At 71.8% G+C, this 4,450-nt stretch carries 3 protein-coding genes; all 3 read left to right on the top strand.

The window, feature by feature from the left end; all coding sequences use genetic code 11:
* Positions 1-279: 279 nt before the first annotated feature.
* Positions 280-2,379: a dynamin family protein gene (locus ACFTZL_RS41650; protein ID WP_382594838.1), complete on the top strand. Its 2,100-nt coding sequence runs from the start codon at positions 280-282 to the stop codon at positions 2,377-2,379.
* Positions 2,376-3,950, top strand: a complete 1,575-nt coding sequence (locus ACFTZL_RS41645) for a dynamin family protein (RefSeq protein ID WP_382594835.1) — start codon at positions 2,376-2,378, stop codon at positions 3,948-3,950. The genes ACFTZL_RS41650 and ACFTZL_RS41645 overlap by 4 nt, the downstream gene beginning before the upstream one ends.
* Positions 3,947-4,450, top strand: a 504-nt coding sequence (locus ACFTZL_RS41640) for an Hsp70 family protein (RefSeq protein WP_382594832.1), incomplete at its 3' end; no start/stop codon positions are given. The genes ACFTZL_RS41645 and ACFTZL_RS41640, both read left to right, overlap by 4 nt.

The raw sequence follows: 4,450 nt of genomic DNA, 5'->3' as shown, positions 1-4,450 counted from the left end.
GTTTTGTCCTTGCCTTTGTCGCTCTCTACGCGGTGATCGCTGTCGTCCTGTTCGTGGGCGGCTCCGATGCCGCACAAGCCTTGGGAACACCGGCGGCCATTCTCATCGGCCCAGCGGTGGGAATCGGAGTGGTCCGTTACCGGAAGACGCGGTGAGGTGAGGCCGGGTACTTGAGCCGCACATCTCCGGCGGGGACGGAACAAAGCCGCCGTATGCCGAATCCAAGTGATGTCAGTGGTTGTCGCGAACGACCGCGGGTGTCGCGAGGCGGAGGACGGCATGGAACGACTCGATACGGGCGAACTGGCGGCCCGGACCGCACGGATGTTGGAGCGCCTCGCCACAGCGGCGGGCAAGAGGGCGCTGGCGGAGACCGAGTCGCGCCTGCGCGAGGCGGCACGCAGGCTCGCCGACGGCCGGATCGTCGTTGTGGTCTGCGGCGAGTTCAACCGCGGCAAGTCCAGTCTCGTCAACGCTCTGGTGGAGCGGAAGGGTCTCCTCCCCGTCGATGTGCTGCAGACCACCAGCGTGGTCACCACGGTCGGCTGGGGCCCGCAGGCGCAGGCCACGGCCCGCTTGCGCGACGCGGGCGGCGAGACCGAGGAACGGGCGATCCCTCTCGACGAGATAGCGCACTACGTGACGGAGAGCTCGAACCCGGGCAACCGGCACCGGGCCGAGCTCATCGAAGTGCTGTTGCCCCACCCGAAGCTGGTCGACGGCGTCACCCTGGTCGACACACCGGGCGTGGGGGGCGTCTTCCCCGAGCACACCGCGATGACCACGGGGTTCCTGGCCTCGGCCGACGCGGTGGTGTTCGTCGCCGACATGACCTCGCCGCTGACGGCGAGCGAACTGCGGTTCCTGGGGCACGCCGTCACCGCGACGGACTCCGGCCCCGACGAGGACGGGCTGCTCGTCGTCCTCACTCGGGCGGACCAGGCCGCCCCCGCCGACCGGCGCGAGATGCTGGCCAACACCCGCGCCAAGCTCGCCGAGCTGACCGGCCGACCCACGGGTGAAACATCCGTGCTGCCGGTATCGACCCGCCTCAGGCTCCGGTACCTGGGCTCCGGTTCCGACGCGCCGGACGAGGACAGCGGCTACCCCTTGTTCGAGGCCGTCCTCTGGAGGGGATTGCGGCGGCGCCGCGCGCGGCTGCTGCTGGCGCGCCCCTTGGAGGAGGCCGGTGCCGCGGTGCAGGCGCTGCTGCGCCCGCTGACGGCGGAACAGGAGGCACTCGCCCGCGAGACGGACGAGACGCTCGCCCGGATGCGGGCGGAGGCCGAGGCAGGGCAGCAGCGCATCAGCGAGTTGAGGAGCACCGGGGCACAGTGGCGCACGGGACTGCGGTCGCAGCTCAAGGACCTGCGCAGGGATCTGGTCATGGCCCTGCACGACGAACTCGACACCGTGTGGAAGCGCGTGTGCACGGAGTACCTCTACGACGAGGCTCTCCAGGACGACATGGACGAGCTGGCCGCGCAGGTGTCCGCGGCGTACGCGGCGGTGGCCGGCGCCACGGCGCGGCGCGCGGAGTCCCAACTGAACGCGCTGGTCAACGGATTCGCCCAGCGCCATGGCATCGGTCTCAGCCCCACCGCGAACAGCCGGATCGACGCCGTCGGCCCGCTACGGCTGGAACCGGACCTCGGTGCCGAGGAGCAGCCGGGAAAGGCGATGCCCATCGGCCGTGACGGTGCGTTCGGGGCGTCGATGGGTGCGGCGATCGGCGGCACCGTGTTCGGCCCGTTGGGCGCGGCGATCGGGGCCGCGGCCGGGCTGCTGGCGGGCCTGCTGCGTGGGGTCAAGGCCGCCCGTCACCAGGAGCTGCAAACGCGTCGCCGGAATCTGCGGGACCAGCTCGGCATGGCCCGCGGACGCCAGCAACGGGTCATCGTCCATGGGCTCGGCAACCTGCTGGACACCGCGGCCGACAGAGCGGAGCAGGAACTCGACAGCCTGCTGCGGCAGCAGACCGAGACCGTGGGCGACACCCTTGAACGGTTGAAGGCGACCGCCGACGCCACGCGCGAACAGGCCCGTGCCCGTCACGAGACGCTGGCGCAAGAGCACACGGAGCTGCTCGCCACCGGGCAGGAGGTGGCCATGCTCGCGGCCCTGGTCACCGAACTCGTCACGGAGGCAGACACGGACCTACCACCCGGGCCGCGGCTGAGGGAGGGCGGTGGAGACAGCGGAGCCGGGCCGACCGGAGCCGGGCCGACCGGGGCCGGGCGCGAGGGAGCCGGAGACGCGGAAACCGCGGATGAGGAAGCCGGACACGAGGGCCCCGGAGCAGGACCCGTCACCGAGGCCGCCACCACGGAGCCGGCCTCGAAACCCGAGACGGAGCCGGAACCGAGGCCGAAAGCGTGAGCGACTCCGCGGCTCTCCGGCAGGCCGCGCTGGACGTGCTCCGGGACAGAGCGACCACGGACGGTCTGCCGGAGCCCTTTCGCCGCACCCTGGCCGACCAGGCCGACCGGCTGTCCGCACCGTTCTCCGTGGCCCTGGTCGGCCGGGTCAGCGCGGGCAAGTCCACCCTGGTCAACGCGCTGCTCGGCGAGCGGATCGCACCCACCGGGGTCACTGAACTGACGATGACGGTCAACCGTTTCCGCCACGGCACCGAGCCCTCGCTGACCGTGTCTTATCTGGACGGCACCGTGATCCGGCACCAGCACCTGTCCGAACTGGAGTCGCTCACCGTACGGTCGGCGGACGATCCTGATCGGCAGGCGACGCTACGGCGGATCGACTACCTGGAGACCTGTCACCCGCACGGACAGCTCGCCGAACTGGAGATCATCGACACCCCCGGCCTCGACTCCTTCACCGGCCCGGAGTCGGCGTCCACACTGCGGCTCCTGGGCCGAACCGGACAGGACCTCACCGACTCGACGCTCGCGGAGAGCGCGAGGGCCGACGCCATGGTCCTGACGTTCACCGCGCGCGGCGCCCACCGGGACGACATACGGCTCACCGCCGCATTCATGACCCAGGTGCCCGGCCTCGGTCCGCTCAACACCGTCGGTGTCCTCAACAAGGTCGAACTGCTGTGGGACCCGGACGACGCGCCCGATCCGATGCGGCCCGCCGGGCGGGTCGCCGACCAGCTCATGCGCACGGCGGGGACCTCCCGGCTGCTGTACTCGGTGGTCCCGGTGGCGGGTCTGCTCGGCTCCGGGGCTGCCTGTATGGACACCGCCGACCTCGCCGGCCTGTCGCGGCTGGCCACCACGACCGCTCCGCGGCTGCTGGCCGAACGAGCGGCTGACAGCGCCGCGTTCACCGGCGCGGACACCGGTCTCCCGCTCTCCCCCGGGGAACGTGCCCGGCTGTTCGGGCGCTTCGGCGGCTGGGGCGTGGTGGAGGCGTGCCGGTTGCTGCGCGAGGGAGCCGACACCGTCGGCACACTGCGGGGCGAACTCCTCCGGGTTTCCGGAGTCGACGCGCTGCGCGCCCTGCTGCGCGACCACTTCGGCGGCCGGGCCGATCTCATCAAGGCCGCGCAGGCCTTCCGTACCGTGCCGCGTCTCGCAGAGCGGACCGCTCGGTCGCTGCGTGGTGAACCGGCGCGGGCGGTGGAGGCGGTGGCCGGCGCGCTGACCGCCGTGGAGCTGCGGCACTCCCAGGCGTACGCGGAACTACGGGCGCTGCGCGACCACTTCGAAGGACGGCTCGATCTGCCCGCCGAGCAGGCCGCGGAACTCCTCCGGGTGACCGGCGAGCACGGCACCGGCACGGCCGCCCGGCTCGGACTGCCCGCCGACGCGGACCGCGCGCTGCTGCTGCGCACGGCGCGCGCCCGGTTGGACCGCTGGCACGCGGAGTTGTCGGCGCCGACGGCGTACGGGGCCTCACGCCAGGCTCAGTCGACGGTACGTCAGGCATATGAGGCTCTCCACCACCGCATCGCCTCCGGGCAGGAAGGAACGGCCGAATGAGCCCGACCGAAACCCCCGCGGAAGCGGTCCTGGTCGTCGACTTCGGGACGACGACCACCCAGGCGGCTCTGGTGGAGGGTGACTCGATACGCATCCTGCACGAACCAGCCACCGGAGCGGTGTTCTGGCCCTCCTCGGTGCTCGCCGACGGGGCGGGCGGACTGCTCATCGGCTCCGTGGCAGAACGTGGCAAGCGGCTGCGCCCGACCCGCTACCGCACAGAGATCAAAAGGGATCTGGGCAGCTCCGTACCACTTCTGATCGGCGGAACTCCCCATCAGGCGACAGATCTTGTCAGCGCCGTGTTGCGGGCGGTCGCCACGGAGGCGCAACGCGTGCTGGGCCGGTCGCCGCGCCATGTGCTCCTCACTGTCCCCGCCGCGTACGGCCCCGCCGATCCGCGCCGCGACGCGATGATCCGGGCAGCGGCCGACGCCGGGCTCGACCGGGCGGAACTGCTCCTGGAGCCGGTGGCGGCGGCGTACTCCCTTCCCGTGGGG

This window comes from Streptomyces sp. NPDC056948 (genome assembly GCF_042674225.1).
In the GTDB taxonomy this organism is placed as follows: domain Bacteria; phylum Actinomycetota; class Actinomycetes; order Streptomycetales; family Streptomycetaceae; genus Streptomyces; species Streptomyces purpurascens.
Note: the sequence above shows the minus strand (reverse complement) of the source record. Positions and strands in the feature narration are given on the sequence as shown.

Coding starts and splice junctions, on each gene's coding strand:
- ACFTZL_RS41650 (WP_382594838.1), top strand. CDS start 280: ATGGAACGACTCGATACGGGCGAACTGGCGGCCCGGACCGCACGGATG.